The organism is Lysinibacillus sp. RS11, assembly GCF_042019215.1.
GTDB lineage: Bacteria > Bacillota > Bacilli > Bacillales_A > Planococcaceae > Lysinibacillus > Lysinibacillus xylanilyticus_A.
On the sequence record NZ_CP168124.1, the window covers coordinates 426925 to 451415 of the forward strand.

Consider the following 24491-nt stretch of genomic DNA (forward strand, 5'->3'; position numbering starts at 1 on the left):
AGCAACTAATGAATAGGTAGGGGGTGTGATGTTGGAAACAGATAATTCAACAACAGTTGAAAAAACATGGGCTCCTTTGATAGATGGGATGCAATATTTAGGGTTTCAGCCTTTGTTGGCTAAAGAAATTGGTGTAAACGAAACCCTATTTCTTAATCATATCCATAACTGGCTGCAAGTTTCTAAAAATAAACGTGATGGATTTATATGGGTTTATAAGACGTATGATGAATGGCAAGCTGAACTACCGTTTTGGTCAGTAGATACAGTAAAGCGAACTATTAAAAAACTAGAAAAAGCTGAATTGGTTATTAGTACTGGAAAGTATAACCGTTTAGGATTCGATAAAACAAAATGGTACACAATTAATTACGAAAAAATCAACCTATTGAATATGGAATTACAGTCAGGGCAAAATGCACAGACGGATGATGCAGATTGCACAGACAATAATAGCAAAATGCATAGAGGTACAGAGCAATTTGCAACAAGCCATGATAATAAGTTGCACAAACAGTCAGGGCAAAATGCACAGACGGATGATAGCAAATTGCCCCAAACAATACCATTAAATAACACACTAAATAATTCATTAAATCAATCAAATAATACTTTCATAATAAAACAAGAAGAAAAGACAGACAGACAATCTTTTCACGCCTCTAGTATATCTAATAGCGTAGATAGAGAAAGAGAAGAAAAGAAAAAAGAAAAAACAGTCGTCGGTCAGTCTCTTTCTCGAAATGAGCAAATTGTAAGTATTGAAAAAGCAATACAATTCACATTCGATAATGTTGACGAGCAAGTCTATAAAGAAATCCCTGGATGGCTTGTATATTCTGATTACGATTCAATCATGACAGTTTTACAAGAGACAGCACAGCTTGAGGAAATTCCTAATAAGCTTAGTAGCCATATATTGAACATGTTGAATGAGAGGAAAAAGCAAGGTTCTACAGCAATGAGTGGGTAAAGTAGGTTGAAAAAACGTATAGCAAACTTGTAGAGGTGTTTTAGCATTAAATTTGATAAGTATATAAGGGTGAAAGTTAAAACTGCTTCGAGGGCTATTTAAACGATATTAGAAAGGGTGGTAGGAGTATGGGGGACGTAATAAATTTTCCTGATTTAGATAACTTATTTATTGAAATTGAACGTACAGAGGCTTTTATACAGTCAGCGAAAGAATTAAGCACATTCTTAAAGGCTTTACCTTTGAACAACGTTGATAACGATAAATTAGTAGAGTTAATGATTAAACATGTAAAGGAAGCAGAACAGGGGGCTTTTTTACAAGGTTTTAGTATGGGCCATGAATTTAGTGAATATCAAGGGAATGAAGGTGATCTATAAATGATCACTCAATTCAAATATACAGACACGGAACTAAAAAAGCTCCTCACGTCAATGGTGATACTCATTGATACGAGGGAGCAAGTGAATCAGCATATAATAAACTTTTTTCAAGTCAATAATATCCCATATACAGCTATAAAGCTAGATACTGGTGATTACGGGGCTATGATTCCACAGAATTTTGAGTTAGGTATATACAGAGATACCTATTTTCCGCTCACTGTGGAACGTAAGAATAGCATTGACGAGTTAGCTAGTAGTATCAAAGAGGATCGGTTTGAACACGAATTGATCAGATCGCAGAAATCACATTTTACTTTATTAATAGAAGGTAGTTACTCAGACTTGGTACATGGTAACTACAGAAGCCAATACAATGCCAAAGCATTACTTGCACGAATCAAAACGTTTGAGGCACGTTACAATTTCTCTACAACCTTTTTGAATGATAGGCAAATAAGTGGTAACTGGATATACAACCATCTTTATTATCATGTTCGAGCCGCGTTGAAAGGATAGAGATGTTAGTCCTGAAACGACGTGTGTCAAATTTGACTCTCCCTACAGAGATAGTAATCGGACAAATCAGACACCTTAAAAAGAGAAGTTGTTAACCTTTGTTAACGTCTTTTATATAAAGCACAATTTTTCTAGTTACCAATTTGCAGAAGATGTACTGAGACATTCGGTGGAGATATAGCTTAGAACGCACAAGAAGCGACAGGGGCGTTTTAAATCTATTTTGTGAGAAAAAGTACAAACGTGAAACGAATGTTCTAAAAAGGGCTGTAAAACATGTTTTAGGGGTGATGGCATTTTGAATAAGAAATATGATTGGGATTGGATGCGAGAATATTATGCACGATCTCAGAAAAATAGCCGTACATCGTTAAAGGATGTTTCCCAGCTCTTTGAGGTACCTTATCAAACTGTTAGGAGAATAGCAGCGAAAGAAAACTGGATAGGCGGTGTAGCTGTATGTAGATGCGCTGAATTGATTGAGTATTTTCCAGATACTGAATACCAGGAACAATATTTGAAATTGGCTAAACCGCTAGCACATCGGAATTATAAGGAATTGGAAGAAATGCAACGATTCGATGATTGGTTTTGAAAGCTACAAATGATGACTTACTGATTGGTAACGTTACTAAATAGCGTTCCTTTTGAAAGGCTACAAAAGCTCAGATAAATTACGTTTTTCGATGCACTGGACATGTTGAGAAATGTTAAGGTTGCAACGTTTCCAAAACGGAACTCAATTCACTTCCCAAACGGAACAGGACAGTAAGAAAACGTAAGGTATTTGTGATGTTTGAGCCTTGCAAGACCTAATATTTTACGGAGTACTCCATTGCAGTACTCCAATCGTTTTGCTTTAGTACTACATTGATTTAACTAGGGAACGAACAGTCGTTATGGAGCGTTCCGTTCATTTGATTGGAACGTCCCGAAACGCAACTCAAATACTTTTCCGAAACAAACAATACCCCAAGAAAACCCAAGAATTAAACAAAAAAGTGTGCGTACCAAACGAAAAAGGATGCAACCTTTTCGTGCGATGGTTGCAATGTTTGAAAAATGAGAGGAGGAAAACATAGTGGACATCAAAACAGAGAAATGGCTCGATTATGAAATTCGTTTTGTGGAAATTGAAGGTGAGTGGTGGGGAATTGCTAAAGATATAGCCGATGCCCTTTGTTACAGTAGTACAGCTGCTATGACAAGACACTTAAAAAGTAAATTTCTTACACATGTCAAATTGACTGGTATGAATCAGAAGTTTACAGCAATATCTGAACAAGGGATTTACAAAGCAATAACTCGTTCGCAAAGACCTGAAGCAGAGGCATTTGAAGATTGGCTATTTGAAGTAGTTAAAACACTTCGCCAGTCGTCAGGGTTAGAAGGTTTTCAAATATTTAGGATGCTAGACAAAGTGCATCAAAAGGAAACGATGGCTAAGTTGCAACAATCATTGCTAGAACCAACAACTGTGAGCTTTATAAAAGCAAACACAATTGCTAACAAAGCAGTTTCTAGTCGTCATGGACACGTGAAATCTCTAAAGAAAAATCAGATGACACCTGAGATGTTAATTGAACGAGAGCCAATCTTAGCCGATACAGTTGATTTAATGATCGCAAAAGAGAAATTCCGACTTGATTTGTCAGTCAGTAAGAAAGTGTATGAAAAGTATGTGCATTAACAGGTAGTAAAGTTTATTAATATGTGTTTGAAAATTCTAAAATGGACAAATACATGAATGCAACCATGCTAACATTTGCTAACAGTTTTCTGTATTAAAGATGCTTAGAAATACTAATGTATTTCGTCTTAAGGGCACTAAGAAATGTTAAAAAAGCTTCTGAATGAGTTTACTACTAAAAAATACTAACACCATTTATATAGGGGATGTAGTTACTTGTTTAGAAAATTGTATAACTACCGTATGGCTGATTTGATGGATATTCAGATGAATAGGGTTGCCCTGTTATGCATAGTTACACTAGGGATTATAGGCTGGATCCATGAAAATGTTGGCTTTTCCGGTAACCTGCTTCTTAAAGTGTTTGCAAATGTGAGTGCATTTCATATAAGGGATGGTGAGAGACATTGACTTTAGATGAACTAAAACGCCTTTTTAAAAAGCAAATACCAGCTGCGTACGAATCATTAAAAGAAGCGGAAGCCATGCCAGAAGGTGAGGTAAAGCGTTATAAAATATCCGCCGCTATTGATGTAATTGAAAAGGCTCAAGATTTACTCGCAAGTTGCTGGGGTGAATTGAAGTTTAAGGACGAGCTTATTTTAGCTCATAGAGTTGAGAATGTGCCGGTGGAACTCACAGCTAAGATTCTCTATGATTACGCTCATGTTGAATCTAAAAGGGCTATTCATAATCTTCAAGCCTTAGAGGGAGTAGCTTATAAAAAATTGTATAAGATCCTTTGCACACAGAAAGCTAATTCAGTTGGATTAAAAGTTGAAAGGGAGCAAAGTATGGCCAATCGTTTAAAAGCAAGAGAACAACGAATGAAAGGGTGATAGCATGATGACAGATAGCCAATTTTGGGCGTACTTACATGCACAGCGAGAAATAGAAGAAATCGAACGAATATATCAAGCGGAGCGACAAGAAGCTTATGAAGGTATTGCTCCGACGATAACAGGTTTCGATTATGGTAGTGGCCGTATCTACAAATTGGCTTGTCACGTTGAAGATTATGCTAGTTACCTGGTAGAGCTTTATGAAAAACGAAATCAGCGCATGGATAAAGTAAAAAAGCGTGTTGAAGTATTGGAAGAAGCAGTTTCCCTTCTCTATGATGACGAGCGAGCGCAGTATGAGGCTTGGAATGCAAATCCTGTTGATATATACCCCGATGTATTAAACGCGTTAAGAGAGTGCTTGTATTACGTTATAGAGCGTGAGCAAATAAAAGAAGATGCTCGTGAAATGTCGCTGAATGAATGGGATGCGCTGATAGATGCAATGGAAGACGATGAGCTACTTTTGGATTACTGGGATCGTGATGGTTCATTTGACGAGGAGATTAAGAAGCGGCGAGAAAAAGAAAAACGGTATGGCCGAGTCGATTTATCTGAAAGAGCGTTACAAAACTTTGCTGATAAGTTTACGATAAAAGACCGCTTCTGGAAGGCAGCCGTGTGTTATTAGTATTGTAGGTACTATATATGTTCTCTGAGTAACTACATAGAAAGGAGCAGCGTACATGTTTTGTGTCATTCAGAAAATACAAAAGAAAAAGCCTGATGAATACGGAGCCGCAAAGGAATTGCTAGTTGAAACAGATGTTTATACAGTCGATGGGGAAGAAATAACGGAATATACTTACCATTACAGTGAGGATCGCTTTGAACGTCCTATACTGGATGCTTATAAGATTAGTATTCATCATTCTTATAGAGAAAATGGTAAGGTTAAAAAGAAACAATGGGCAATCTGTACAATGGGTTATTATGATATTGTTGAATATTGCTTTGATGATAAGGTTGTAAAGTCTGTACTTGATGCAAAGATAGCGGAAATGGGCATTAAAAGAGGTCAGTTTTATAGAATGGTTTATGATAAGTTAAATCCGTTGGAAGATGCAATAAAAGCCGAGTATGAGCAAACAGAGGAATATAAAACCCATAAAGAACACCAGGCTATTTTAACAACGCATAGAAATACCAAGAGAGAATTTGAAAAACTATATGGTAAAGACACCTACAACCGTATTTATGATGTGTACGGCATAGTTAGAAATAAGGAATACCTAGAACGGTTGATAGCAGCTAAAGGTACGGCAGAAGAAGCGCAAAAGGCGCAAGAAGAATATAAAAGACGTAGCGAGCAAGAACAGTGGAAACGATTCGAGGAACACTTTGGAAAAGGCGGTGGTAGTTACTCTTCAACTTTAAATAGTAACTACAGCGAAAATGAAAAAACGATGTTAAAAGAAATCTATCGTATGGCATCCAAGAAGTTTCATCCCGATGCATGCGGTGATGATGGGAGCAAAATGAAATTCTTAACAAAATTAAAAGATCAGTGGGGGCTATAAGTAGAAGAAGCGGTTTAGATCAAAAAGGATCTAGCCGCTTCTTTTTTATATGAATGATGATGTTGTTATTCCTTGGAAAATGTGTATAATCACAATTAAATATTAAAAATGGTATAGCTTGTTATAATCTTTTCTAATTTATTGGAACTTGTAGTACATAAAGTTCTTCTTCAACAACATCCATCTGAAGACGCACTGTTTTACATGCATCTTCTATAGCTTGGTTATATATGTGTGGTCCAATTTCTTTCATTATAAACTCCAGTATGGATTCAGTTTCAATTGAACTTAAGTCAAGATCGAATTTTTTATAAAAAATGTCCTCAAGACGTGCCTTTACCATCTCTTCATTTTCACGAGATAACCTTTTTAATTTTGGCATTTCACAATTCACTCCTATATATTAAATCTATTGCTTTGTAACAGACATAAGTTTTGTATAACGATATATAAATAATCTAATTAATTTTTGCGCCATAAGATTGTGCAACAGCTATCGCTTGGGTTGTATCCAGTCTTACGTTTTTTAAATCAAAGGTCCTAAAATCTATTCTATTGACTGCTGCTCCTCGTAAATCCGCTCCTGAAAGCTTTACTTTCCCTAATTGTGCACCTGTCAAATCGACATCACGCAAATCCGCCTTTTCCAGATTACATTCATACAAGTCAGCCTCAACCAAACGAATTCCTCTTAATTTTTGTTTCCCTAAATTCGCGAAACGAAAGTTTGTATAGGACCAATCGCCACCTTCGATTGTTATTCCATCTAAATTGGCCTCTTCAAAATCGGAACCCGTCATTTTACATTCCTCAAACTTTGAAACAAACAAATTCGCCCTAGAAAATTTACAGTTGGCAAATGTTGACCCTTTATGGAGAGAAGCATTAAAGAACGCACCAGTAAAATCACATTCGATAAAGTTACAATTTTGCGTTAAGATCTCTGATGCATCTACACTTTTGAAACTGCACTTAATGAAAGTACAGGTTCTTAACTCTGCTTCATTTAAATTAATTCCTTTGAAATCCGTTTCTACATATTCATTATTTATATATTGAGCCATATTTTAACCTCCGATGTTACTATAATTCGATTTTTTTAGATTTAAGATAAAAAGAAAAAGGTAATCCCAAAATAGCTATAATAGTAGCTATTATAAATACATCATGAATACTTAGTGTAAAGGCTTGTTGTTGGATCGATATAGCACTACCACTTAGCTTTTCTGTGTATACAATCATACGTGCAGCTATTATAGAAGTGAATACGCCGATAGCAAGGGAACCAAAACTTTGTCGTGTCCAATTATTAATAGAAGATGCATGTCCAGATAAGTTTAACGGAACTTCTTCCATTCCAGTGTTGCTAGCGGGCATGGTTGAAAATGCGACTCCAATATTACGTATTGTCATCCAGAAAATTATATTGCCAGTAGAGGTATCGACTTGTAAAAAACTCAGTCCAAAAGTACCGATGCTAAGTAGAATAATACCTGTCACAATAAGAGAAAATGCACCTATGCGATGATACAATTTTCCAGCAACCACCATAGCTATCACCATCGCTATAGAAGGTGGAAATAAAATTAGTCCTGCCTCAACAGCAGACGTATGTTGAACATTTTGTAGGAATAATGGCATTAAATAGGTGCCAGAATATAAACTAATTGTAAGAATACTGCTTATGATAATGCTAATTGTGAAACGAGTATTTTGAAACACTCGAATATTGAGTAATGGGGAGTCGTGTTTTAGTTCCCACCAAATAAATAAACCCAGTGTAAAAATGCCTACTACTAATAAAGAGACGATTTTCCATGAAGTCCAGCCCCATTGATGTCCCTGACTGAATGCAACAATTAACATAAAGCTACTAAGAATAACAGTAATGAAACCAATAAAATCAAATGATTTAGGCGTTTGTAATCGGTAATATGGAATAAGTAACATCGTTAAGATTATTGCTATAATTCCAATAGGAACGTTTATTAAAAAGATCCACTTCCACCCTAATGTTTGAATAACCCAGCCGCTTAATGTTGGACCTAATGCCGGCGCTAATGTTGCTGAAATACTCCAAATACTCATGGCAAGTGCTTGTTTTTCCTTCGCAATAACTTGAAAGATAATTGCCATTGTTGTTGGCATAATTAAACCGCAGAACGCACCTTGTAGAATACGAAATCCAATAAGAGATGATATGCTCCATGAGAATGCGCAAAGCGCTGAAAATAATGTAAAACCTAAAAGTGAGAAAAAGTACAAATATTTATAACTATATCGGTCTCCTAGAAAACCAGTAATTGGAGCAATAATACCGGTTGCTAGTATGAAACCTGTTAATGTCCATTGAACAGTGTCAAGATTAGTTTGGAAATATCTCATTATTTCAGGAATCGCAACATTGATTGTGCTCATATTTAAAATTGATAAAAATGAGCCTAAAAAAATGGCAATTATAATCGGAATAAATGAACCTGCGGTATTTTCTGAACTATTCATATTTGTTTTCCACCTAACGCTTTATGGAATATGAAATTCAACTGCTGTACTTCTTCGGGAGATAAATTTCCCCAAAGTGTTTTGATGATGTCCTTCCCAGTTTCATCCATCACACTTAAGAAATGCAGTCCTTTTTGAGTAATTTGTAATAATACTAGGCGTCGATCTGATTCTGAGTGAATACGTTCTATATATCCTCCGTCCACTAGCTTTTTTGATAAATTTGTAACAGCGGGCAATGTAATTTTAAAGAATTGAGCTAACTCAGAACTACTCTTGCTGCCTTCATTTCTAAGAATCTCTAGAATTAAGTATTGGGAATTAGAAACCCTAGCTTCTTTGGCTTCTGGTGGCACAGTGTAAGCCATTGTAAATTTCCGAAGTACAAGTAAAGATAATTCCTCAAGTTTTTTAAAATTTAGATCTTCATCATGGTTCATCGTTCAATCACTCCTAACATAAACTTAAGACATCTTAATATTTCATTTTATAAAAGGTTAAGATGTTTTAACTATTTTTTCATAATAGTATGTTTTATCTCGAATGTCAAATCCAATAAATTAGATGTTTACATATTCAAGGGGGGTACCGATCATTTTAGAAATAATATGTCTGTGCTTTCCGTTTTTAATATTTTCCTATCCATTAATGAATTTTAAGTATCCATTAGAAAATAATTGATTTTAGCTAATCTTTTTTTAAACTAATTTGTAATAATGTTTATAAAATCAACGTTTATCAGCTTTTAATCAAACTTAATTCCAAAGCTACATTAGATTGGTGCTAGTTGATTTCCTATATCTAGGCTAGCTATTGGAATAGAGCTTCTTATTGAGCATACAAGATGACTTGATAATTTATAATCATAGACACAAAAAACATCCGCTCTAAGAGAGTAGCTGCTTTTTGTGTTCTTTTCCGGTGTATATTTAATTAAGTCAAAAGCTTACAATCGAAATCAGGAAAGGAATGCTATTTGCAGATGAATATTAAAGAACAAATACAAAAAATTGATTCTTTAGAATTTGAGTTATTTCAACAAAAATTAGAATTAGTCATTGAAAAAGCATATCTAAAAGGTGTACAAGATGGACAAACGAAGTATAACTATCCGCCAGTATTAACTAAGAAAGATTTAACAGAAATCTTTCAGGCTTCATCTTCAACAATTGATCGAACTGTAGCAAGAAAGGATTTTCCAAAGCTTACAACCTTAGCTGGAAAGTACCCACGCGATGAAGTGTTCGAATGGATAAAAAATAATTCAATATAATTTGATAGTTTTTGGCGACTGCAAAGGCCAATGGAAGTAGATTGATAGCAAATGATATCGTAAAAGCTTATATAGACGAACGTATGGAGGAATTAGAGTGCGAAGCTAATCAAGAAGAAATAGAAATAGAAATAGAAATAGGTATTGGCCGATGTTTTGAATCTGTTTATCAGTCTTCTTTTTTATATGACTAATGTTGGCGTTTCTTGTAAAATATTTGATAAATCAAATAATAAAGGTGGTATGGTTGTGGGTAAAAAAGATGATACAAATCAAGTTAATATCGAGGTTAAAATAGCTGAACTCGAATTAGAATTAGTTAAATTAAAAATTGAGCAAGTAGCGGAAGAGGCTTTTTTACAAGGAGTAGAATATGGAAAGCAACAGCATAAATGGCCTCCCATATTAACAAATTCCGATTTAAAGGAAATATTTCAATGTAGTAGTGCAGTAGTACATCGATTAAAAAATATATCTGGTTTTCCAAATTTCCCTTATGTTCAAGGGAGATATCCTCGAGATGAGGTATTTGAGTGGATAAAAAATAATTCAATTTAATTTGATAGATTACAGCATGTTTCACCAATTCGAAAGTTTCGAAGTCGTTAGTGAGATACTAGTGGATTACCTATATAAGGCTGGCATTTTGAAATACAGCTCCTATTGAGCATACAAGATCCGTGACAACTAATGGCCCCATAAATACAAAAAGCATCCGCTCCAGAAGAGTAGATGCTTTTTGTGTTGTTATTCAGATACCTTCACATGCGAAATAATATCCTCTATTTTGCAATCTAAATACTCGCATAGTTTATCTAATACAGACATAGATATGTTTTCACCTTTAGCAAGTTTAGCCATAGTTGCAGGGGAAAGTTGTAAATCTTTTTTTATTTGTTCCCTTGTCACTTCTTTGTCAATAAGTGTTTTAAAAAATGGTTTGTAATCAAATGACATAGAAAGCACCTCCGTCTATTTACTATTATATACTAAAAGTTCATAAAAATAAACTTTTAATTCATTAACATGTTGACTGTTGATTTAATAAGATGTATTATAAGTTCATGAAGTTGAACTTTTGATTTGCGTTTTGAAGGCTATCAACAGTCAGTCGGTGAATGGACTAGAAATAACCGACACACTAGAAGAGGTAGGTAAATATATGGATCGATTATTAGAGTTAGAAAGCCAGCGAATAGTTCGTGCTTTGATTAAAGGCTATATGAAGTTGCTCACACAACAGATCAATAAATAAATTCAGGGAGACGAAGTTTCGTTCACTTAAAAAGGGGGGCATCCAAATGAAAGTAACAGCTAAAGAATGGTGTATCATGTCGGACCACAACAAGCAATTACTTTTGAATGCAGTAGCAACAATTCGCTAAGGTAACGAATCATTCAACAGTGAATAATGACTATTAAATCACACTATAAAACACAGCAGATAGGAGCTAAGAAACATGGAAAAAACAACAGTAACATTTAGCTTAGTAGACACAGTAGATGCACTAGAGGACATTCGAGAGATCTTAGAAAATGCGCATTATGTTCAACAGCTAGTCGAAGAAAAATTTTTCGGTCGTTGCGATGTTGAGGAAGCCGATGTACAGCTCGGCATTGTTCATGATTACCATCGTTATGGAGTTTTCAACAGAATACTAAGCGACAATGTTTATCATGCTGAAACACTACTAAAAGACCTATTGCATACAGTCAAAATAACTTTGCAAGATAGTTAATCAATAACAAATAGAGAGGGGAATTGAACATGATTAAGAATTTATTTGCTGGTGTAAAAAACGTTGATTTTGTAGGAGAATCCTTTTCAAGAATAGTTGGCCAAGAGGTCAAAATGGAAACAGTCGTTTTAGAAGAGCTTGATACAAGTCGTTGGAATACACTGGCTGAACGTACTAACACAAAATCATTCATTCGTATGGTTGGCAGGGAACCAGTGAACTATGCAGAGGTACAGGCATGGGTGAAAGGTTTATCAGAAGGCATAGAAAAAGCCGCAGCGTTGGCAGACGCTACAGCTCATTGATTCATGCCCTTTGAAGTGCAGAAATAGTTTATCATATAGATTTAGTATATGCCAATTAGAAAAGCTTTACAGTACACTGTAAGGCTTTTTTGTATCATTTTATATATTATATAATTTCCATCCTATGACTTATTATAGAATCAGGAGGCGATTATATGAATAAGGAAAAATTAAAATATGCAATTTTAAAAGAAATAGATTCGAATAATTTACCTTTAACGGAAAATGATTTTGGTGCAGCTCTAGGTTTTTTGTCTAGAGAAAACTATCTATCCGGATTTTTTAGGGCAGATCATAGAGCTCATTTACACAAAATGGGACCTTCTCTAACTGAACATTCAATCCCGACCCTGATTTTTTTGCAAATAACCTTTGCGAAATTGGGGTCTTTTTATATGGAACATAATCGGAAAATATCTCGTATTCAGCATTTATGATTAGTACACGGATTAATCCATCCATTTCTTTTCTAGGAAAGGAATTACTTGTATTGGTTTTATATCATGAAGCCCTCCTATGCTTATTACGTAATCAAGTGGTTAATTTATAGGGGCGCTTTCCAGAAGTTTCGCGACTTTTTGGAGGCCTTTATTTCATAGCTATTTCAATGGGATTTAGAGAATAAATTTTCATTTTACTTCATGATAAATTAAGTTGTCAATAATAAATTTGTAAATTTATAAAAAAATGTTATAATAGTCTTACAATTATTTTTTAAAATCGTATTTCGAATTCCGCTGTCCTTTTTGCAGATAGAATTTGGATACGTTTTTTTAATATCCTTTTTAAGCCGAAGAAAAAATTAAAACAGTTATGTGAGCTTTAAAGGAAGTTAGTTGAATAAAATTATTAATTTACTATCTAATAGTAACCGATTTTTTATTTCATAAGGAGGACTAGAATAATGAATCTAATCAATAAGAAAGTTACACACAAGCGTTTTGGCATGGGTAGTATAGTTAAACATAATGATTCTCGTATTGAAATACATTTCGCATCGGAAAATAAAATGTTTGTTTTCCCTGATGTATTTGGAAAGCACCTAAAACTACATGATAAAAGTGATGCTAAGTCACTTGAAGAAATTTTGAAAAAAAAGGAAAACGAACGAAAAGAGGAAGAATGGAAGAAGGAAGAGGAAAAAAAACTACAACGAAAAAAACTGGTACTTCGCTTGGAACACGAAAAACTTATGAAAAACCATAAACTTCATCCCGAATCACAAATGGTTTTTTGGTGTGACACAGAAGAACAGAATAGTTCTTTTTCAGAGCGGAAAGTTTTTTCAGGCGTATTAAAAAGTGGTAATAACAAAGGAAAGCCAAACAAGCCGAGCCGCTTGCACCAAAATAGCGCTGTCCTATTAACAGCAATAGATTCCGGCATGCCTGAAAAAGACAGACGTATCTTAGGTGTCTATATGGTGAATGAAGATTTTGTCGGTAAGCTTTGTGAAGATGGATATATTCCTGCTCATTCAAAATACAGAATTCAACTTACAGAACAGGAGTCGGATCAGCTGCTTTTCTGGCAATATTATATAAATGAAAAATTCCCTGAAAAAATGACATGGAAGACAGGTAAATATCGTTATTTTGAAAATTTATGGATGGCTCAAATTTTGCTTGATATAGTTTCGTTGAAAAGTGACCCAAATGAACGAGAGCTGGCACAACAATTTTTTAAACATTTTTGTAAAATGAATATGATAACAGCTCAAGAGTTACCAAAGCCTAATGGTGCATTAATGCGTATTTAGAAGTTAGCCCAAAGATTATAAGAATGACTAACACCTACTTTCTTTTTAGCAGTATGTTTGATTGTAACTGCTGGGATTGTTCGTGTCATAGCTAACCTGATTTGGAATTAAAATATAAGGTATGCTGTTGTTTCAAAGGCACCAATTTTATCAAACTTAGATTCAATTGTAGCCATGTTTATGGGGTGGCCATATAATACAAATTATTCTGAGGGTGTAAAATGGGTTGTCCACTTGAGGTAGGACATTACCAAAGATTAAAGTACCTAGATTAACCAGAAGGTAATACGGGAACAGTCATCCTTTTTAGATGTTGTAAATTTACACTTTTATGGAAGCGTTATATAAAACTTTAATAACAGATAAAGATTGATCAAAATATTCATCTTGTAGATGTAGTAAATTAGGATTTATAATAGGAAAGACACTAACATTATTTTAGCCATTTCCCTCAATTGAGATATGGCTTTTATTTTTAACTTGTATGGAAGAATATTAAATTCATGTTGTTGTAAGTAATTCGTTCAATTATTGGCCCGATTCTTTATAGGAAAAAGCAAATAACTCCTGAAGAGCCTTAAATGGTCTATTTACATAACAAAAAAAGATTGAAGCAGTTAGCCCCAATCTAAATCACTCACACATTCCTATACACACGCTCGCCTAGTTTTTAATTAGCCCCATTCTGCCCCACCTAGCCCCAATGCAAAGCTATTATATGCAGTATCATGCAATTAATGTTTATGCTAAATTACCGTTAAACCGTTGATACATAAGGCTTTCTTGCTTATTGATGTAATACCTTGCACCCTGAAAATAATAGAAATAGTATAGCATAATGTGGTTGGGGAATCCTGCTATAGCAATGGTCTCTGAGATTTTTTTATTAATGATTAACCCCAGTTTTATACAAGGGCCGCGAGAGACATCAAGTGAAGATTATTGGCATTGAAAGAAGTTTCGAGGGCAAAGAAAAAAGCCGTAACGTTGGCAGGCGCTACAGCTTAAATCCATCCTTTATGTTATTAAAATTTGTTGGTCATTCCATATATCATTCCAGATATATAAGGAATCAACCAAATGAACCATACTAATATACTAAACGTATGGAATTTTACCATCATATTTGAGTCTTTTTTTACCAATACAATAGAAGCCCAAATTGCATGAAATAACATTAACAAGATTGCTAATAAACCTGTTATGCCATGAAAACTAAATAGAGACCCTTGTGAGGACATTTTTTCCATCATGGTAGTTCCGAGTGTATCGCAAAGTAAGCCTATCCAAAAAATAATCACATGCCATAACTTTAATGTTTTTTGGAATTTTTCTGCCCATACTCCTACTGAATAAAAAATTAGTGCTGCTGTAATAAATATAGTAGCAATTATTAGCATTTCAATCACCCGATTCATAGCACTATTTAAATGTCTTTTTCCCTTAAAAGTAATACTTTATACGCTAAAAGAATATATACACCTATTGCTCGGCTTTATTATAAAAAAGCAATATGAACAACAGATGAACAGCAACTGCTACATCAAAAGAGTTTCGGGATTCTATGCACTACTGCGCATCATAAAAATAATTAGAACATGACCGTATACATCACTCTCGTGGATGCTTTTTGTGTTGTTTATAAGTGGCTAATTTTGTGCTTCTGCCACTTTTTTGACACGTTCTAAAAATTCAACGACTACTTTGTCCGAAGCCAACAATAAAAATAATTTTACGAACCATTTTAACGGGTTATTTTGTTACAGTATAAGTAAAAGAAGTCTCTGTTTCATTTAGTTTATTTAATTCATAGTAAGCCGTAATTTCAAACATATTAGCGAGTGTAAAGCCTACTTTCAATATTTTTTTATCAGGTATATTCGTATATTCAAATGTTTCTACATCGTACTCTTCGATAGGTTTTCCTTCTTTATATTTTTGGCGATAAACACTGCCAACCACTTCTTCCGTTATTTTCATAGGTTTGTTTTCAACTACTTGTGGCATACTCTTTTGCAAATCAGCTAAAGAACCATCACGTAATGTCCAAATTTTCTATGGGAGCATTTATGTTAATAGTCTTTGTCCATGTTTTCATCAAAAAACACCTCTACTTCCAACAATAAAATAATTGATTTTTTTATTGCATTCTATCCTTCAAATCTGTGCCTCAAACAGATATCTATTTGAGAGCTATTACTTTAAATAACATTTCACTTTGTTGATAAAATGATGAATCTAGTAATGTTTAGTATTGTATTAATTTTGGTATTTTTTTGCTTAGTGCATACTTAGATTTTTATTCGAAAACGAAGGGGGAACTCAGCATCGTTTTCTCCTTATGATGTTCAATGTTAAATATAATGCACATAAAATTTGGTGATTTTCTTTAAGGTTTTGATGATATTTTCATTGTTTATCAAATATTTAACTTGACGCCGTTTATGAAAGTATGTAATATGAAATAAACTTCATGTGAAGTAAACTTCATATTTCGGAAGGGGTATTGGTATTGAAACGAAAGTTATTTCAAAGATTATTAATGTCTTTCCTTGCAATAATGTTAGGTGTTATTAGTCTTTTGATGGATCCAGCAGACAAAATGTCAGCAATTTATCTTTTAATTGTTGGTAGCATTATTTTGATTTTCTCGATTACAATGTATTTAAGAAAATCAGAAAAAGAGGATGATTTATCGAAAGAATATGATGAAAGAGATGCTCTTATTGAAGGACAAGCTTCAAATATAACAATGCAATGTATAACGTCATTAATAATACTGTTGCTATTTTTGAGTAATTTTATTGTATTATCTGTAAAAGCGGTTCTTTTACTATTAATACTCGCTCTTTTCATCCTATATACTGTAACTAAGTTTTTCTATGAACGAGTCCTTTAATTCTGAAGGAGGACGAATATGGAAAATAGAGTGCGAGATTTAAGAAAACAGCATAATTTAACACAACAAGAATTGGCTGATCGTGTAAGTGTATCTTCAAGGACGATTATTTCGCTTGAGAATCAGAAGTATAATCCTTCTGTATTACTTGCCTATAAAATTGCATCGATTTTTAATCAATCGATAGAGGAAGTTTTTATTTTTGATGAAAATGACAAATAAGGGGATTTTTTAATATGTTAGGTTTAATTGCTATCGTTTTTGGTATTGTTTTAACTGTTTGGGGAATTTATCGTATGAAAACAGATGATGGTCTTTTTGGAAAGACTCAAAAAAGCAAAAATATTTTTAATCTGTTTTTAATGGGAGAGGCGTCTGGGATTGGTCAATTTTTAGGCGGAATTGTTTGTGTAATTTTAGGAGTTGCTTATTTATTGTTCGGGTAATCTAGAAAGCTACCAACCGATTAAGTTAATATATTTAGCAAAAGACCGGGACTTGTGATTCAGGTCTTTTTGTGTTTATTCACTTTGCAATTCCTTTTATCGAGCTTCCATAATTTTATAAGGCTACAGGACAAGCATCACTAATAATAATAGATTTTTCCTCTCGATTCTTGCTGTAAGAGAGGTTAGAACAGGAGCACCTATAGTTACATCATATGTTGAAAATTTGAAACTTGAACATATAATCTATAGGATAATCTCCAATCAAAAAAGCATCTGCTCTAAGAGAGTAGATGTTTTTTGTGCTGTTATTAACTCAGTACCTCAGCTATTTCTATAAGTTCTTTTAAGTTGTCACGTTTGAATTTGTTATAAAGGTTTGAGGTATTCTGCCTAAAAGAATCGTTCATATATGAAACAAGAGGTGATCGAAGGCAAAACCATTTTTCGCTTCTTTTATGAAATTTTCCATCGTGCCTCGTTTTCGATAAGACTGCACAATCACTTTGGGAGAGAAACGTTTGTTGAATTGGTCACGAAGAACGTTTGCGAAAAGAGTAATTTAAAGCTGGACGAACCGATTTCTAGTCTTATATTTTTACCTAAATGGGCATTTTGCATAGGTCGATTACTCAAATATACATATAGATAACAAGACAATACTATTAGGAGGCTAAAGGAATGAATAAAGATCTTCTGCTTACGTTAATGAATAAAGTTATAAGAGTGGATCGAGGAGGTCCTGAATCACGTATAGGGAAGTTAATGGCTGCTGAAGACGATCATTTTGTATTATTAACTGAAAAAGATGGGATTGTTTACTACAGAACGCAGCACATTAAAAGCATTTCTCTTAACTCAAGAGATGGGATGGAATTTAGTGCTGAAGATCCAGCAGCAGGTTCGTACCTACTTGCACCTGATTTTAAAGCAGTAGTAAGCAGCCTACGACATCATTGGGTTAAAGTGAATCGTGGGGGTCCAGAAATGTTAGAAGGAATAATGGATGAGGTTTCGGACGATTATATTACTATTTTTTCTAAAGAAGAGGTTATCCGTCTAGCAATGTATCATGTACGAAATATTAGTTTAGGAACAAAAGAAAAAACGAATGAAAAAAACAATAGTGAAGCAAAAGATAGCAATGAAAGCCCTAATAATAAGACAGAAAACAGCAATAAACAAAAAAATGAAAACGCAGTGAATGATAGGGGAAGAAATGCGAGAAATAGAAGAAGGTAATGATTTTGTATTACGAAATAATTCGAGTCACGCATTGTCAGTTGAATATCCTTTTCAGCTGAATAGCGGAATCATTTCGTATTTCTATAAGCTCGTCAAAAGCTTCACTTGTATATCGTAGATCCTAAATCCTAAATCCGTATGTATACTTATCCCTAGTAGTGGATTTTGCGCTGCTACTGCGTTATCAAATGTTTCTAAAATGAGTTCAACCTCATACCATATACGCTAGCTTAGTTGATTGACCGTTGTCTCGAGCGATAAAGCTCGACTAAAATTTGTGATTTCTTAATTGTACTTTCTTAGACTCTTTTCGGACACGTCCTCTTGTATACTAAATTTTATTGATTGAACCGAGGCATGTCTATTCAACTATAAACATCCATTCAACAAATTTTCTTATATAATGTGATTTGAAGAGGCTGGGATAGAACTCGATTATTTTGAAAAATAGCGAAAACAGATAATAACTTTTTCGCTTCAATGAGTAGAGTGTTCCTTCCTAAATCAAAAAAATGTTAGACCAATTGCAATCGGTCTGACATTTTTTCTTTTTGTCCTAGCCTCTTCAAGTTTTGAAAAACTAGTATGTCAATGAAATTAAGGTATCATAATGATACGCCAAGGCGAAAATTGATATCAAAATATCGATAAACTATTCGCTAGTTTAGTGCAAAAACTGCAACAAAAAAGTGACAAACTTTCTTAAAACATAACCCCTAGTTACTTTGATAAAAGGAAACAAAAAAATAACCTACATAACAAAATAGACGCACCTTACACTTGATGAACAGTTTGAATATGTGAAAGGTTAAAATACGTTGAATTAGATTTCCCGTTTTGTATCTCAATAATTTGACCTTTTACAGTTACTACTCTACCTATATGGGAAAATTCTTTTCCAAGATTTAATACAACAAATTGATTTCTAAGTTGGTCAATTTGAGACTCGAATGTATCGTTTAGTGACTGATTGTTAATAGACGACAGGCTTAAAAATTCATTTTCACTTAGTCCGTAAGGAAACTGATCCTTAGAATATGGAATGAGCCATTTTAAATGTTTTGTTGAAATGAGCATGGTTTTGTAAATAGGAGATTCAAATACAAAATAATCATTCCTAACAGACGTTATAACTCCATGTAGTGCTTGGTTTTTTGTTACAAAAATCTCCACGTGTATTCCTTTTGCATATGAAAGTATATTTGTAAGGGTTAGGTCCTTATTGGACGACACTTGAGAATCAAATGCCGGTCTTTCTGAAGGTTGTTGAACATTATCTTCATTGTTATAATCTATTTCTAAAGTTTGAATATGATCGATTGGTAAATAGACAAACATATTTCCATTATAAATCACAATAATGTCACTACTCGAATCAATCACTGAACCTTTTAATACCTTTCCCCCCGAGAGTTCAATGACAACAATTTCTTTATTTAAATTTTGCAATAACAAAATCAAATTTACCTCCCTTTCTATATAAGTACTCAAACTACCCACAAATCCTAACTGAATAAATTAATCAATAAGCTAATAGGGATGACTAAAATGCTACATTAAGCTATCCCTCCGTTAGATTAATAGTCTATGTTTTTTCTAATAAATATCCATATTAGTGTTGCTTGGCTATCAATAGATGTCAATATGGCACTGATGCTCCTCAGGTACACTTGCCAGACTTGTAACTTGAAAAAGTAAGGTCTAATTCCTAATCCATAATCGCAATGTACCAATCATCACAACTTATTCATTTGAAATTGCTTTTATGTCAATATTTTTTATGGTTTTACGGTGCTAAAGCACGTCACGAAGTTAGTATAAATGCTTTTCCAAACGCCCATAAACTAAATGTTTGCGATTGAATTAATTATTTCAATTTCAAGATGGTGATTACTTTATAGATTCTTTAACAATAAAAAGAGAGTTCATCCTATTAGGAGGAACACCTCTGATGATTAAACGACCTATTTTTATTTGGTTAAGATTAAGGATCTAACACTATTTTAGACGTCTCTTTATCCTAAACTTAAAGAAATACATGGCATGAGTTCAGAATTTGCTTGAACACATGCCTTTTTATGTTTGCTTTAAATCAATGTAATTCTTTACGACCTAATATTTTAATATTTAGGTAATTTAGTATGAATATTGGAGAAAGTAGGTATAAAACTAAGGGAGTTTTAACTTTTTACATATTTATACTAAGACAGCATCACTAACCTAATGTATGAGAGGGAGAGCCTATTATTTTAGTCTAAAAATAAGTTATTTTTTAGAATCAAAAAACTGCTTGAAGGTGAAAATACTATGCAAATATTTGAGGTAATAACAATACTTACATTTTTAGTTACTCTTGGTTTCATTTTTTGGAGACCTAGAAATATGAATGAAGCGATTCCTGCATTGGTTGGCGCGATTATTGTAATACTTTGCGGTAGTGTGACCATGACAGATCTCGTCACAATTTTACAAACCATCAGTGATGCTGCGATTACCATCATGGCTACAATTGTCATGGCGATTGTATTAGAAAGCTTTGGGTTCTTTAACTGGGTTGCAGAGCTTCTTGCTGAAAAAGCAAATGGGTCTGGCATTCGATTATTCTGGTATGTCAATCTCTTATGCTTTCTCATGACACTATTCGTTAATAATGACGGTAGTATTTTAATCGCAATACCAATATTAATAATGTTATTAAACAATATGGGATTAGAAAATCATCAAAAGATTCCATATTTACTTTCTGGAGGTTTAATTGCAACAGCATCCAGTGCTCCAATCGGGGTAAGTAATATCGTAAATCTAATTGCATTAAAAATTGTCGATATGACTTTGTATTCACATACAGCAATGATGTTTGTCCCTGCAACAATCGGTTTATTGCTACTAGTTGGCTTACTGTTTTTATACTTCAAAAAGAACATACCTAAAACTGTTCCTATAAATGTAGCAGGGATGTCACTTCCTTCTTATCATCCACTCAAACAAATTGCTTTAGGACAATCGAGGCAAAAGCGTACTAGGTTTATGCTAAACGTACTTCTATTTGTATTTTGTGTTCGGTTAAGTCTGTTCTTCGCCTCGTTTTTAGGAATTCCAATTTCTATTATGGCGGTGATTGGATCCCTCGTTCTTTTAGGGTGGAGATGGGCTTATTTAAAAATACCTCCAGGTGATATGCTGAAAAAAACACCTTGGTATATTATCGTTTTCGCATTTGGTATGTATGTCATCATCTATGGTCTCAATAATATTGGCTTAACGGAATGGTTAATTCAATTTATGCACCCACTGGTTTCAGAAAACCTACTCAACACAAGCGTCTTAATGGGCGTACTACTTTCAGTACTTTCTAATATCTTTAATAACCATCCGGCACTTATGGTTGGAACGATTACGTTAACTAATATGGGGCTAGACCCTATTTCCTTGAAAGTTGCATATTTAGCAAACATTATTGGAAGTGACATAGGTGCGCTGTTACTTCCTATGGGTACCCTTGCAACACTAATGTGGATGCACATCTTAAGGAAAGGTAAGGTGAAAATCACATGGTGGGAATATATTAAAGTTACGATTATTGTGATTCCACCTACAGTCATCTTTACATTAGTTATTTTATATTATTGGGTAACATGGCTCTTTTATTAACACTGTGGAATAGATGACCTAAATTTAATAGATGATTATCCGAGAAAATTGTTCTAACATTACAATTTATTTGTTATTAATCGAAGATAATTTTTTTAATAGTTGAGAGAAATAGCCACTTTAATTTGTAAATCAACGGTTCTTTAGAATCAGCTTTTTAAGCTTATACAATTGTGGTAAAAAGGTGACTTTAACTCATGCGTTAGGTCTGAGTATTAATAGAGAGAGTCTACGATTTTCGTAGACTCTCTTCTACATAGCGTCAACTCGTAATGTTTTGTGTAACCATTTGAAATGGATGGAAAAAATTTTTTTCATAGATTCAGGAAAGAACAAGGTGATGAAGGAAATTAATAAGGGCGTATTGGCGCCTCAGCTTTTACATAAAAAACATCCTATACAAAACGAAAAAGGATTAAGTCCGGTTCAACACCGAACTTAATCCTTACAGATTTTTTTAAAAGATAGGTGATCACTTCAAAATGAAGTGATCCCTAATCGTTAGTGACAAATTGTATAAAGAGGTACTGCATTTAGAAATCATATTAAACACGGAATTGAGCTGCCAAGTCTCTTAACTCTTCAGCCAAGCTTGCTAGTGAATAAGCAGATGATGAAATTTCCTCCATTGCTGCCATTTGTTCTTCGGACGAAGCAGAAATACTCTCAGTGCCAGCAGTAGTAGATCTAGTTATAGAGTGGATTGCATTCATACTACCAACAATTTCTTCAGTTCCTGCGGCCATTTGCTCAACCGCTGCAGATACTTCTTCTACCTGCATCGTAACATTTTGAATGGCATCTTGAATGGAAGCAAAAGTTGTACGTGTATTTTCTGTTGTTTTAATCCCTTCATTAACTCCCGTTGTTACTAACTTCATTGATTCAACGGCCTTTTGAGTATCTTTCTGCGTCTCTGAAATCAACACTTCAATTTGGTTTGAAGAAATAGCGGACTGTTCTGCTAATTTTCTAACCTCATCTGCAACGACAGCGAAGCCCTTCCCATGCTCGCCAGCACGTGCGGCTTCAATTGCGGCGTTCAAGGCAAGGAGATTTGTTTGTTCAGCAATTGCTGTAATTGAATCAATAATTTGACCGATTTCATTTGAACGTTTTCCTAACACGTCGACAACTTCTGATAAGCCATTTACTCGTTCTGTGATGTCCATCATTTGTTGATTCATTTGATTCGCGGCATCTATACCATGTATTACTAGAGATAAAGAATCACCTGAAAGTTCGGTTACAGCTTGAGCATTCCCAGCTACTTGTTGTACACCTGTTGAAAGCTCATTAACGGTATTGACGGTGTTAGAGACATTGTTTAGTTGCTCTACTGAACCATGAGCGATCGTTTCCATCGTATTTGCAACCATCTCTGTTGCTTTCGTAGTTTCAGCTGCATTAGAATTCAATTCTTCAGATGCTGCGGCTACATGATTAGCAGTTTCAGTCACTTTTGTTACGGTAGTACGAATATTATTAAGCATCGAATTAAATGAAAGGGTTAATTGACCAATTTCATCTTTGGATGAATAGGTACCTTGTACAGTCAAATCTCCATCGCCTGCTTTTAACATGTTAGCCTGCAACTCTTTAACCGGATTTACAATTAAACGGCTAATCCATGTTGCCAATGCAATAAAGAAAATAATGGCTATAACAGTGAGAATGGCAGAAATGAGCATAGTAGTGTATAGACTTTGTTCATTTGCTTTATTCAACTGTTCAGCATCATCAGAACATATAATCATTAGTTCACGTGCATCATTTGCCACTTTCTCACGAAAATCCTGCATAGATGTAGTGTATAAAGAATAAGCTTCCTCGTTTCGGTTTTTACTAGCCAAATCAACGACCTCTGTCATAGTACTAAAATAACCGTCAAGATTAGATTGAATAGATTCTAACAGTTTTCGTTCATCTTCATTTCCGCTGTAAGAGTCTTTGAATTGTACAATTGATTCTTCAATATTTTGAGATCTTTCTGTGACGTTCGCTTGTAGCTCGGTATTACGTTTAGTATCCATAGTAATCATAAGCTCTAAAACGAAAGAATCCATCGCACGAATGTCAGTTCGAATTTGACCGAGATATTGGATTGGCAAAAGTGACTCTTCGTACATATCCTTAGTTCTTTTTGCCATATCGTTAATATAATAAAAACCTCCACCCGAAATAATTAGCAAAAAAATAACAGCAGACGTAATAAGTGTTAGGATTTTCTGTTTAATTGAAAAGTTTTTCATATGTATTACCTCCCTTGTCTCAACTATCTTCCAAATTCCTTATTATTATTGTGGTATATACTAATAACTTTGGATATATTGAGTAATTTAGATTATGTAATAATATACTACATCTAAGCTATTAATAAGAGAAGAAAAAATTTAAAAAATATAAAATAAGTATTAATTATTTGAAAAAAAACCCTGATAGTAGTTTTTAAGTAGTGAACATAAAGTGCTATGTTTGAAGTTAGTAAATTGTCATTTATAAGAAGTAATATAGAAAACATACATATTTTGTTATGGAAAATTAAAGGAAATAAGTCCTAGGTAGTCTTTGTGATATTTATAATAGTCCCTTATTAGCGCGCTTTTTTAATTGAAAAGACTGTTTTGTGCAAGGGGTATATCTGTAACATTAAATTGTTTATTGAGTAATAGATTCGTGATGAGAGATGGGGGAGAAGATCATGAACAACCAGCGTCAATTGTAAATAATCGTTTAGGTATGTTG

Annotated in this window: 29 protein-coding genes and 3 pseudogenes; 20 read left to right on the forward strand and 12 right to left on the reverse strand. The window is 34.0% G+C overall.

The window, feature by feature from the left end:
* Positions 1-31: 31 nt before the first annotated feature.
* The 8 genes from AB9L17_RS02210 (at position 32) to AB9L17_RS02245 (ending at position 5927) form a co-directional block, all read left to right on the forward strand.
* Positions 32-973: a hypothetical protein gene (locus AB9L17_RS02210; protein ID WP_375199984.1), complete on the forward strand. Its 942-nt coding sequence runs from the start codon at positions 32-34 to the stop codon at positions 971-973.
* 128 nt (positions 974-1101) lie between these two features.
* Positions 1102-1353 carry a hypothetical protein gene (locus AB9L17_RS02215; protein ID WP_375199985.1) on the forward strand — a complete coding sequence of 84 codons (252 nt, stop codon included), beginning with the start codon at positions 1102-1104 and terminating at the stop codon, positions 1351-1353.
* Entirely contained in the window at positions 1354-1875 is a 522-nt protein-coding gene (locus tag AB9L17_RS02220) for an ERCC4 domain-containing protein (RefSeq protein ID WP_375199986.1), read from the forward strand. It abuts the gene before it with no gap.
* Between the two features lie 298 nt (positions 1876-2173).
* Positions 2174-2470 carry a hypothetical protein gene (locus AB9L17_RS02225; protein ID WP_375199987.1) on the forward strand — a complete coding sequence of 99 codons (297 nt, stop codon included), beginning with the start codon at positions 2174-2176 and terminating at the stop codon, positions 2468-2470.
* Between the two features lie 486 nt (positions 2471-2956).
* Positions 2957-3565, forward strand: a complete 609-nt coding sequence (locus tag AB9L17_RS02230; protein WP_289416778.1) for a BRO-N domain-containing protein — start codon at positions 2957-2959, stop codon at positions 3563-3565.
* Between the two features lie 407 nt (positions 3566-3972).
* On the forward strand, positions 3973-4404 hold the full coding sequence (locus AB9L17_RS02235) for a hypothetical protein (RefSeq protein ID WP_375199988.1): 432 nt from the start codon (positions 3973-3975) through the stop codon (positions 4402-4404).
* A 4-nt stretch (positions 4405-4408) separates the two neighbouring features.
* Entirely contained in the window at positions 4409-5038 is a 630-nt protein-coding gene (locus AB9L17_RS02240) for a hypothetical protein (RefSeq protein ID WP_375199989.1), read from the forward strand.
* Between the two features lie 55 nt (positions 5039-5093).
* Positions 5094-5927 carry a hypothetical protein gene (locus AB9L17_RS02245; RefSeq protein ID WP_375199990.1) on the forward strand — a complete coding sequence of 278 codons (834 nt, stop codon included), beginning with the start codon at positions 5094-5096 and terminating at the stop codon, positions 5925-5927.
* A gap of 133 nt (positions 5928-6060) precedes the next feature.
* Here AB9L17_RS02245 and AB9L17_RS02250 read toward each other — a convergent pair whose 3' ends face one another.
* The 4 genes from AB9L17_RS02250 to AB9L17_RS02265 form a co-directional block, all read right to left on the reverse strand.
* Positions 6061-6309, reverse strand: coding sequence for a DUF2164 domain-containing protein (locus AB9L17_RS02250; RefSeq protein ID WP_375199991.1), 249 nt, complete (start codon positions 6307-6309; stop codon positions 6061-6063).
* 76 nt (positions 6310-6385) lie between these two features.
* Complete coding sequence (locus AB9L17_RS02255; RefSeq protein WP_375199992.1) at positions 6386-6991, reverse strand: pentapeptide repeat-containing protein; 606 nt, start codon at positions 6989-6991, stop codon at positions 6386-6388.
* A gap of 19 nt (positions 6992-7010) precedes the next feature.
* Complete coding sequence (locus tag AB9L17_RS02260) at positions 7011-8429, reverse strand: DHA2 family efflux MFS transporter permease subunit (protein ID WP_375199993.1); 1419 nt, start codon at positions 8427-8429, stop codon at positions 7011-7013.
* Entirely contained in the window at positions 8426-8869 is a 444-nt protein-coding gene (locus AB9L17_RS02265; RefSeq protein WP_375199994.1) for a MarR family winged helix-turn-helix transcriptional regulator, read from the reverse strand. Before AB9L17_RS02265 ends, AB9L17_RS02260 begins: the two co-directional genes overlap by 4 nt.
* Before the next feature lie 542 nt (positions 8870-9411).
* Between AB9L17_RS02265 and AB9L17_RS02270 the strand changes: the two genes are divergently transcribed.
* From AB9L17_RS02270 to AB9L17_RS02280, 3 genes are read left to right on the forward strand one after another with little or no spacing between them, the layout of a single operon-like run.
* A complete protein-coding gene (locus tag AB9L17_RS02270) occupies positions 9412-9702 on the forward strand; it encodes a helix-turn-helix transcriptional regulator (protein WP_375200748.1) in 291 nt (96 codons plus the stop codon).
* 11 nt (positions 9703-9713) lie between these two features.
* Entirely contained in the window at positions 9714-9896 is a 183-nt protein-coding gene (locus AB9L17_RS02275) for a hypothetical protein (protein ID WP_375199995.1), read from the forward strand.
* Between the two features lie 55 nt (positions 9897-9951).
* Entirely contained in the window at positions 9952-10260 is a 309-nt protein-coding gene (locus tag AB9L17_RS02280; RefSeq protein ID WP_375199996.1) for a hypothetical protein, read from the forward strand.
* Positions 10261-10449: 189 nt separating this feature from the next.
* Here the strand turns inward: AB9L17_RS02280 and AB9L17_RS02285 are convergent, their stop codons facing one another.
* Positions 10450-10659 carry a helix-turn-helix domain-containing protein gene (locus AB9L17_RS02285; RefSeq protein WP_375199997.1) on the reverse strand — a complete coding sequence of 70 codons (210 nt, stop codon included), beginning with the start codon at positions 10657-10659 and terminating at the stop codon, positions 10450-10452.
* A 503-nt stretch (positions 10660-11162) separates the two neighbouring features.
* Between AB9L17_RS02285 and AB9L17_RS02290 the strand changes: the two genes are divergently transcribed.
* The 4 genes from AB9L17_RS02290 to AB9L17_RS02305 all read left to right on the forward strand — a co-directional run bounded on the left by AB9L17_RS02290 (position 11163) and on the right by AB9L17_RS02305 (position 13505).
* A complete protein-coding gene (locus tag AB9L17_RS02290) occupies positions 11163-11441 on the forward strand; it encodes a hypothetical protein (RefSeq protein WP_289416787.1) in 279 nt (92 codons plus the stop codon).
* A gap of 29 nt (positions 11442-11470) precedes the next feature.
* A complete protein-coding gene (locus AB9L17_RS02295; protein WP_289416788.1) occupies positions 11471-11746 on the forward strand; it encodes a hypothetical protein in 276 nt (91 codons plus the stop codon).
* Between the two features lie 155 nt (positions 11747-11901).
* Complete coding sequence (locus AB9L17_RS02300) at positions 11902-12183, forward strand: hypothetical protein (protein ID WP_375199998.1); 282 nt, start codon at positions 11902-11904, stop codon at positions 12181-12183.
* A 467-nt stretch (positions 12184-12650) separates the two neighbouring features.
* Positions 12651-13505, forward strand: a complete 855-nt coding sequence (locus AB9L17_RS02305) for a malate synthase (RefSeq protein WP_289416790.1) — start codon at positions 12651-12653, stop codon at positions 13503-13505.
* Positions 13506-14530: 1025 nt separating this feature from the next.
* On the opposite strand, the gene AB9L17_RS02310 is transcribed toward AB9L17_RS02305, so the two are convergent.
* Both AB9L17_RS02310 and AB9L17_RS02315 read right to left on the reverse strand, forming a co-directional pair.
* Positions 14531-14905, reverse strand: coding sequence for an HsmA family protein (locus AB9L17_RS02310; RefSeq protein WP_083227039.1), 375 nt, complete (start codon positions 14903-14905; stop codon positions 14531-14533).
* Positions 14906-15257: 352 nt separating this feature from the next.
* Positions 15258-15512, reverse strand: a complete 255-nt coding sequence (locus AB9L17_RS02315; RefSeq protein WP_223554499.1) for a hypothetical protein — start codon at positions 15510-15512, stop codon at positions 15258-15260.
* A gap of 505 nt (positions 15513-16017) precedes the next feature.
* Between AB9L17_RS02315 and AB9L17_RS02320 the strand changes: the two genes are divergently transcribed.
* Genes AB9L17_RS02320 through AB9L17_RS02330 form a run of 3 tightly spaced genes read left to right on the forward strand, consistent with a single transcriptional unit; the run spans position 16018 to position 16850 of the window.
* Positions 16018-16404: a hypothetical protein gene (locus AB9L17_RS02320; protein ID WP_068985170.1), complete on the forward strand. Its 387-nt coding sequence runs from the start codon at positions 16018-16020 to the stop codon at positions 16402-16404.
* 18 nt (positions 16405-16422) lie between these two features.
* The gene (locus tag AB9L17_RS02325; protein WP_068985171.1) at positions 16423-16626 is read left to right on the forward strand and encodes a helix-turn-helix transcriptional regulator; all 204 of its coding nucleotides are present in this window, start codon (positions 16423-16425) and stop codon (positions 16624-16626) included.
* A 14-nt stretch (positions 16627-16640) separates the two neighbouring features.
* Positions 16641-16850: a hypothetical protein gene (locus tag AB9L17_RS02330; RefSeq protein WP_068985172.1), complete on the forward strand. Its 210-nt coding sequence runs from the start codon at positions 16641-16643 to the stop codon at positions 16848-16850.
* A gap of 129 nt (positions 16851-16979) precedes the next feature.
* Here the strand turns inward: AB9L17_RS02330 and AB9L17_RS02335 are convergent.
* A pseudogene (locus AB9L17_RS02335) lies at positions 16980-17060 on the reverse strand (hypothetical protein); the annotation flags it as partial.
* Positions 17061-17262: 202 nt separating this feature from the next.
* Positions 17263-17434 (reverse strand): annotated as a pseudogene (locus AB9L17_RS02340) (transposase); the annotation flags it as partial.
* 97 nt (positions 17435-17531) lie between these two features.
* Between AB9L17_RS02340 and AB9L17_RS02345 the strand changes: the two are divergent.
* Positions 17532-18092, forward strand: coding sequence for a hypothetical protein (locus AB9L17_RS02345; protein WP_068985173.1), 561 nt, complete (start codon positions 17532-17534; stop codon positions 18090-18092).
* A 777-nt stretch (positions 18093-18869) separates the two neighbouring features.
* Here AB9L17_RS02345 and AB9L17_RS02350 read toward each other — a convergent pair.
* Positions 18870-19556: a DUF2642 domain-containing protein gene (locus AB9L17_RS02350; protein ID WP_223554497.1), complete on the reverse strand. Its 687-nt coding sequence runs from the start codon at positions 19554-19556 to the stop codon at positions 18870-18872.
* A gap of 846 nt (positions 19557-20402) precedes the next feature.
* On the opposite strand from AB9L17_RS02350, the gene AB9L17_RS02355 reads away from it, so the two are divergent.
* The gene (locus AB9L17_RS02355; RefSeq protein WP_068985174.1) at positions 20403-21746 is read left to right on the forward strand and encodes an arsenic transporter; all 1344 of its coding nucleotides are present in this window, start codon (positions 20403-20405) and stop codon (positions 21744-21746) included.
* A 545-nt stretch (positions 21747-22291) separates the two neighbouring features.
* Here the strand turns inward: AB9L17_RS02355 and AB9L17_RS02360 are convergent.
* Both AB9L17_RS02360 and AB9L17_RS02365 read right to left on the reverse strand, forming a co-directional pair.
* Positions 22292-23239, reverse strand: coding sequence for a methyl-accepting chemotaxis protein (locus tag AB9L17_RS02360; protein WP_375200749.1), 948 nt, complete (start codon positions 23237-23239; stop codon positions 22292-22294).
* Positions 23234-23998 (reverse strand): annotated as a pseudogene (locus AB9L17_RS02365) (MCP four helix bundle domain-containing protein); the annotation flags it as partial. The gene AB9L17_RS02360 and the pseudogene AB9L17_RS02365, both read right to left, overlap by 6 nt.
* Positions 23999-24491 lie beyond the last annotated feature (493 nt).

Coding starts and splice junctions, on each gene's coding strand:
- AB9L17_RS02240 (WP_375199989.1), top strand. CDS start 4,409: ATGATGACAGATAGCCAATTTTGGGCGTACTTACATGCACAGCGAGAA.
- AB9L17_RS02305 (WP_289416790.1), top strand. CDS start 12,651: ATGAATCTAATCAATAAGAAAGTTACACACAAGCGTTTTGGCATGGGT.
- AB9L17_RS02345 (WP_068985173.1), top strand. CDS start 17,532: ATGAATAAAGATCTTCTGCTTACGTTAATGAATAAAGTTATAAGAGTG.
- AB9L17_RS02250 (WP_375199991.1), bottom strand. CDS start 6,309: ATGCCAAAATTAAAAAGGTTATCTCGTGAAAATGAAGAGATGGTAAAG.
- AB9L17_RS02355 (WP_068985174.1), top strand. CDS start 20,403: ATGCAAATATTTGAGGTAATAACAATACTTACATTTTTAGTTACTCTT.
- AB9L17_RS02295 (WP_289416788.1), top strand. CDS start 11,471: ATGATTAAGAATTTATTTGCTGGTGTAAAAAACGTTGATTTTGTAGGA.
- AB9L17_RS02300 (WP_375199998.1), top strand. CDS start 11,902: ATGAATAAGGAAAAATTAAAATATGCAATTTTAAAAGAAATAGATTCG.
- AB9L17_RS02285 (WP_375199997.1), bottom strand. CDS start 10,659: ATGTCATTTGATTACAAACCATTTTTTAAAACACTTATTGACAAAGAA.
- AB9L17_RS02330 (WP_068985172.1), top strand. CDS start 16,641: ATGTTAGGTTTAATTGCTATCGTTTTTGGTATTGTTTTAACTGTTTGG.
- AB9L17_RS02270 (WP_375200748.1), top strand. CDS start 9,412: ATGAATATTAAAGAACAAATACAAAAAATTGATTCTTTAGAATTTGAG.
- AB9L17_RS02360 (WP_375200749.1), bottom strand. CDS start 23,239: ATGCTTAATAATATTCGTACTACCGTAACAAAAGTGACTGAAACTGCT.
- AB9L17_RS02265 (WP_375199994.1), bottom strand. CDS start 8,869: ATGAACCATGATGAAGATCTAAATTTTAAAAAACTTGAGGAATTATCT.
- AB9L17_RS02325 (WP_068985171.1), top strand. CDS start 16,423: ATGGAAAATAGAGTGCGAGATTTAAGAAAACAGCATAATTTAACACAA.
- AB9L17_RS02220 (WP_375199986.1), top strand. CDS start 1,354: ATGATCACTCAATTCAAATATACAGACACGGAACTAAAAAAGCTCCTC.
- AB9L17_RS02255 (WP_375199992.1), bottom strand. CDS start 6,991: ATGGCTCAATATATAAATAATGAATATGTAGAAACGGATTTCAAAGGA.
- AB9L17_RS02215 (WP_375199985.1), top strand. CDS start 1,102: ATGGGGGACGTAATAAATTTTCCTGATTTAGATAACTTATTTATTGAA.
- AB9L17_RS02310 (WP_083227039.1), bottom strand. CDS start 14,905: ATGCTAATAATTGCTACTATATTTATTACAGCAGCACTAATTTTTTAT.
- AB9L17_RS02315 (WP_223554499.1), bottom strand. CDS start 15,512: ATGCCACAAGTAGTTGAAAACAAACCTATGAAAATAACGGAAGAAGTG.
- AB9L17_RS02290 (WP_289416787.1), top strand. CDS start 11,163: ATGGAAAAAACAACAGTAACATTTAGCTTAGTAGACACAGTAGATGCA.
- AB9L17_RS02245 (WP_375199990.1), top strand. CDS start 5,094: ATGTTTTGTGTCATTCAGAAAATACAAAAGAAAAAGCCTGATGAATAC.
- AB9L17_RS02260 (WP_375199993.1), bottom strand. CDS start 8,429: ATGAATAGTTCAGAAAATACCGCAGGTTCATTTATTCCGATTATAATT.